We start from the raw sequence: 5,323 nt of genomic DNA, 5'->3' as shown, positions 1-5,323 counted from the left end.
GGCGCCGCGCTCGAGCCGCGCGCCGTGCCGAGCGCCGCGGGGGCCGCAAAATGACACGCGGGGCGAGGGGCGCCCGCCACGCGCGCGGCGTCGTATCCCTCGAGTTCGCGCTGATGCTGCCGTTCCTGTTGATGGTGCTGATCGGCATCATCGACGTGAGCCTGCTGCTGTGCGACAAGGCCGTCATCACGAACGCGAGCCGGGAAGCCGCGCGGGCAGGCGTCGTGCTGCGCGTGCCGATGCTGACCACGACGCAGATCGCCAACGTCGCGTTGAGCTACACGCAGAACAGCCTGATCACCGGCGGCACCGCGACGACGCCGACCGTGACCGTGACGCAGGCGAACGGCACGACCGCGGGCACCGCGCTGACGGTGACGGTGACCTACACGTATTCCGGGCTGGTGCTGGGTACGGCATTGAGCGTGCTGACCGGCCCGTTGACGATCTCGGCCAGCTCGGTGATGCTCTATGAATGACGCCGCCGGCACGCGATGCACAGGCCCTGCATCCGAGCGAGGCTCCGTCGCGTTGTTCTTCGTGATGTTCCTGATTCCGCTGCTGTCGTTCGGCGCGCTGGCAATCGACATCGCATGGGTCGCCACCGTGCGCAACCAGCTTCAGAACGCCGCCGACGCGGCCGCGCTCGCGGCGGCCGATGCGATGATGTCGCCGACCGGCGGCCCGCTGAACTGGTCGCAGGCCGCGCCGGCGGCGAACGGCGTGATCGCGCGGAATTCGGCGGCGGGCGCGGCACTGTCGACGGGCACGGTGACGACCGGGTACTGGAACGTGACGCGCAACCCGGCCTCGATGCAGCCGACCACCATCACGCCCGGCGCGTACGACGTGCCGGCGGTGCAGGTCACGGTATCGCGCGCGCCGGGCATCAACGGCGGCTCGATTCCATTGCTGCTCGGCGGGCTGCTGGGCATTCCCGGCACATCCGGCAGCGCAACCGCGATCGCGGTGCTCGCCGCGCCCGGCGGGGTGGCGGCGGGCGGCCTCTTTCCGATCGCGATCGACCAGTGCGTGTACAACCAGTACTGGAATGCAGCGACCAACCAGCCGCTGATCGATCCGCTGACGGGCCAGCCGTTCGAGTTCTCGATCACCAACGGCCAGACCTATGGCGCGCTGTGCATGGGCGGTCAGTGGACGTCGTTCCAGTCGACCGCGACCGACACCACGACGATGAACGGCCTGATGGTGACCGGCAACCCGACGACGCTCAATATCGGCGACAGCATCTATCTCGCAACCGGCGTGAAGGCGACGCTCTACACGTCGGTGCCGGTCGGCGCGACGGTGGTGCTGCCGGTCGTCACGCAGACAGCGAGCAGCACCTACGTGCCGATCGTCGCGTTCGCCGCGTTCCGCATCGACGCATCGCTCGGCGGCACGTTCAAGTACATCCAGGGGCACTTCGTAGCCGGCGTGAAGATGACCGGCGTCGCGACAGGCGTCGGGCCGTACTACGGCGTATACGTGCCGCCGCGGCTCGCGTTATGAGCGTCGTGCCGCGCGCGCCGCAGCAGCACGAGCAGCGCGAAGAGGGTCACGGCCGGGCCGATCTGCGGCCACTGCAGCCACGGGTTCAGGTATTCGACGATCGGCAGCGCCCACATCAGCGCGATCGCGGTCTGCTCGCCACGCAGCCAGCCGTCGCGCCAGCCGATCGCCAGCATGCACGCGATCGCGACGGCGAGCCACGCGAGTTCGTAGTGCCACACGTACGGGTTGGCCGCCAGCGTCGCGACCGTCAGCACGGCCGCGCGCACGCGGGTATCGCGTGACTGCGCCCACGCGATGCAGGCGGCCGCGATCGCGATCGCGGCGATACACGCATGTGCGGCATAGGCGGCGCCGAGCGGCACGCCCGCCAGGCGGAACGTCGCGAACGGCGTCGGCGACGCGAGCCAGAACACGACACCGTGTTCAAGGACGATCGAGCGCGCGAGCCCGGTGCTGGCGACGAACAGGCGCAGCGACTCGACCCCGCAGACCAGGACGCTCAGCGCGACGAACGTTCCCGTGGCGAGCGCGGCCCAAGCGATCGTGCGCCAGGCGCGCGTCGCGACCAGCACGAACGGGAACAGCAACGCCATCTGCGGCTTGACCGACAGCAGGCCGATGCAGAGGCCGGCCCACATCGGCCGCCGAGCGGCCCAATGGACGGCCAGCGCCGCGCAGGCTGCGGTCAGGAACGCGTTCTGCCCGAGCGTCGCGGTGACGAACACGCAGGGTGCGGCGGCCAGTGCGAGCGTACCGCCGCGCCATGCGCCGGCCATCGCGCCGAGGCCGGATACGCGCGCCGCCGCGAGGCCGAGCACGACGACGCCGAACGCGACGAACAGCGGATAACCGAGCGCAAAGGGCAGCAGCGCCAGCGGCGTCACGAGCAGCAGATAGGTGGGCGGGTACAGCCACGGCGCGAAGCTGTCACGACGAAAGTGTGTGAACAGCTCGGCCGTCAGCCGCGAGAATGACGAGAAATCGTACGCCTGCGACGGCGAGCCGTGCAGCATGACGTACGAGGCGGCCCAGAACACCGAGAAGTCGGCGCCGGGGCGCGACCCGGCGTCGCCGTGCGTGTGGCGAATGACGGTCGTCCAGATCGCGATGAACAGCGCGTAGAACACCAGCATCAGCGCGCTATACAGGACGAGGCGCCGCGGGGTGAGCCACGCGCCGACCGGGCGCTGCGCCGAGCGCATCGAGTGGCTGGAAATGTCCAATTGCCGCGGCCCGGCTTACTTGAACGACGCCTTGCGGGCGGCGAGGCCGGCGGCTGCCGGGTTCGTCGTCCGGCGGCGGGCCGCGTGCGTGCGCTTGAGCGGGAACTGCAGCAGCTTCGATGCGGGCTGCGCGGCGGCATCCCGCTCGGCCCGGTAGCGCCGCCTGACGAGATAGACGGGACGCTGCTTGGACTCGTGATAGATCCGGCCGAGGTATTCGCCGATCACGCCGATGCCGATCAGCTGGATGCCGCCGACGAACAGCACGACGGAAATCAGCGACGGGTAGCCGTGCACCGGATTGCCGAACAACAGCGTGCGTACGACGATGAACGCGCCGTACACGAGCGACAGCATCGCGAACGTGAGGCCGACGTAGGTCCACACGCGCAGTGGCACCGTGCTGAAGCTCGTGATGCCCTCGAGTGCGAAATTCCAGCGCCGCCATCCGGAGAACTTCGAGCGGCCGCCGCTGCGCGGCGCCCGCGTGTATTCGACGATCGTGGTGCGAAAGCCGACCCACGCGAACAGCCCCTTCATGAACCGTCGCCGCTCCGGCAGCGCGCGCAGCGCATCGACGACCTCGCGATCCATCAGGCGGAAATCGCCGACGTTTTCCGGCATTTCCACCTCGGATAGCGCATTGTGCACGCGATAGTAGAGCGCCGCCGCCGCGCGCTGCATGTAGGGATCGCACATCCGGTCGGTGCGTTTCGCGGCGACGACCTCTGCGCCGCCGCGCCAGTGTTCGATCATCGCGGGAATCAGCGCGGGAGGGTCCTGCAGGTCGGCGTCGATCAGGATCACCGCGGCGCCGGCCGCCTCGTCGAGGCCCGCGGTGAGCGCCGCTTCCTTGCCGAAGCGGCGCGTGAGATCCACGACGTGCACGCGCGCGTCGCCGGCGGCGACCGCGAGCAGCCGGTCGAGCGTGCGATCGCGGCTGCCGTCGTTGATGCAGATGACCTCGAAGCGGATCGCGGCGACCGACTCGAGAATGGGCAGCGTTTCGGCAAAGAACGCGTCGATCGTTTCCTCTTCGTCATGAAACGGCACGACGAGCGATATCAGCGGCTTCCTGGCTTGCGTGGACATGCTGCGGGCTCCCGAGAGGTCCGGTCTGCGCTGCACCGTGTGGTTCCGGTTGTTGTGTGCCGAACGGGCGTGGCCCGGTTCGGCGCGAAGTCGGTTCCGGCCTGCTTGTCCACCGCGGACCGGACGTAGGTGTTGTGTCCATTGTATGCAGGGAATCGCCGATTCGTAACACGTATCGGCGGATTTGCAGGTCGTTGCGAACGGCCTGTCGGGAAAACACCGGTCGGCGCCTGGCGTCGGGCCGCGCGCGACGGCGCTAGGATGGCGTTTTCAATGCCGAGGAGCGCGCGGTGCGAGTTCACGATCTGACAGGTGCGCCGCTCGATTTCTGGGTGGCGATGGCGGAAGACCTCGGCGCGCCGCGCGTCGACGCCGGGGGCTGCACGGTCATTCGCGAGCCGGGCGGCGCGCCGGCGCCGTACGCGCCGTCGTCTTCATGGGCGGACGGCGGCCCGCTGGTCGAGCGTTTGCCGTTCGGCGCATTCGAACGCGACGGCGGGCACGGCGCGTGGCGCGCGGTGCTGCATCGGGCGGTGCCGGCGGCGGGCGAGCGCTGCACCTTCAATCAGTCGGGGCCGACGCTGCTGGTCGCCGCGATGCGCACGCTGGTCGCGTCGACGTTCGGCGACGACGTGCCGGATCTCGACATGTCGACGCCGCGCTGAGTGTGCGTGCAACCGGTTACGCGGCCGACAGGTTGCGCACCGCGATCGAGGCGACGTCGACGCGCTTCGGCAGGATCGCGTCCGCGACCGCGCGATCGGCGACGCGTTGCAGCACGTCGATGTCCACGCCGGTGACGCCGCGCTGCGCGAGCGCCGCCCGGCGGGCGATATCGGCGGCCGCATCGCGCGGCAGGCGCGTGAGCGACGCATAGACGGTCGCGTAGTCGGCCGGATGCGCGAGCGCCCACTGGCCGGCACGGGTGAGCCGCGCGAGCACGTCCGACAGCGCCGCGCGCTTCGATCGATCGTCGAGCGTGTCGACCGGCGACGTGAGGAATGCAAGCCCCGAATTGATCCCGCTGCCGTCGCGCACGATGCGCGCGCCGCGCCGCACCACGTTGCCGTAATAAGGATCGAACGTCGCCCAGATGCCGATCTGCTTCGCCTCGAACGCGGCGAATGCGTCGACCGGCAGCACGAAGCGCACGTCGACGTCGCCCGGTGCGAGGCCGTGTTCGCGCAGCGCGCCGTACAGCTGGTATTGCGAGATGCTGCCGCGCGCCGACGACACGACGACGGTGCGCCCCTTCAGGTCGGCGACCGTGCGCACTGGCGAATCGGGCTGCACGACGATGCCGAGCGACGACGGCGAGCCCACGCGCGTCGCGACGATCCGCAGCGCCGGATCGCCGAGCGCGGCCGTCAGCACCGGCAGGTCGCCGGCCGGCGCGAGATCGATCGCGCCCGCGCGCTGCGCTTCGAACAGCGGCGCGGCACCCTGGAAATTCGCCCAGCGAAACCGGTACGGCACGCCGTCGAGCACGCGAG

6 protein-coding genes are annotated in these 5,323 nt (G+C 69.9%); 3 read left to right on the top strand and 3 right to left on the bottom strand.

Annotated elements, in window-relative coordinates; genetic code table 11:
* Positions 1-50 precede the first annotated feature (50 nt).
* Together F3J14_RS33470 and F3J14_RS33465 are read left to right on the top strand one after the other, a co-directional pair.
* Complete coding sequence (locus F3J14_RS33470; RefSeq protein ID WP_166726549.1) at positions 51-479, top strand: TadE family protein; 429 nt, start codon at positions 51-53, stop codon at positions 477-479.
* Positions 472-1,512, top strand: coding sequence for a TadG family pilus assembly protein (locus F3J14_RS33465; RefSeq protein ID WP_166726548.1), 1,041 nt, complete (start codon positions 472-474; stop codon positions 1,510-1,512). The genes F3J14_RS33470 and F3J14_RS33465 overlap by 8 nt, the downstream gene beginning before the upstream one ends.
* On the opposite strand, the gene F3J14_RS33460 is transcribed toward F3J14_RS33465, so the two are convergent.
* Positions 1,476-2,738, bottom strand: coding sequence for a glycosyltransferase family 87 protein (locus F3J14_RS33460; RefSeq protein WP_211080426.1), 1,263 nt, complete (start codon positions 2,736-2,738; stop codon positions 1,476-1,478). The two genes, F3J14_RS33465 and F3J14_RS33460, sit on opposite strands and share 37 nt — an antisense overlap.
* 15 nt (positions 2,739-2,753) lie before the next feature.
* A complete protein-coding gene (locus tag F3J14_RS33455) occupies positions 2,754-3,830 on the bottom strand; it encodes a glycosyltransferase family 2 protein (protein ID WP_166726546.1) in 1,077 nt (358 codons plus the stop codon).
* 290 nt (positions 3,831-4,120) lie between these two features.
* Between F3J14_RS33455 and F3J14_RS33450 the strand changes: the two genes are divergently transcribed.
* Entirely contained in the window at positions 4,121-4,495 is a 375-nt protein-coding gene (locus F3J14_RS33450) for a phage protein NinX family protein (RefSeq protein WP_166726545.1), read from the top strand.
* Between the two features lie 16 nt (positions 4,496-4,511).
* Here F3J14_RS33450 and F3J14_RS33445 read toward each other — a convergent pair.
* Positions 4,512-5,323, bottom strand: an 812-nt coding sequence (locus tag F3J14_RS33445) for an ABC transporter substrate-binding protein (protein WP_166726543.1), incomplete at its 5' end; no start/stop codon positions are given.

It is taken from the genome of Burkholderia sp. Tr-862, assembly GCF_011753085.1.
In the GTDB taxonomy this organism is placed as follows: domain Bacteria; phylum Pseudomonadota; class Gammaproteobacteria; order Burkholderiales; family Burkholderiaceae; genus Burkholderia; species Burkholderia ambifaria.
The sequence above is the reverse complement of the archived record's forward strand: the minus strand, read 5'-3'. Positions and strand labels throughout refer to the sequence as shown.

What these genes read in the sequence shown, in the direction of transcription:
- F3J14_RS33465 (WP_166726548.1), top strand. Translation starts at nt 472, where the DNA reads ATGAATGACGCCGCCGGCACGCGATGCACAGGCCCTGCATCCGAGCGA.
- F3J14_RS33470 (WP_166726549.1), top strand. Translation starts at nt 51, where the DNA reads ATGACACGCGGGGCGAGGGGCGCCCGCCACGCGCGCGGCGTCGTATCC.
- F3J14_RS33455 (WP_166726546.1), bottom strand. Translation starts at nt 3,830, where the DNA reads ATGTCCACGCAAGCCAGGAAGCCGCTGATATCGCTCGTCGTGCCGTTT.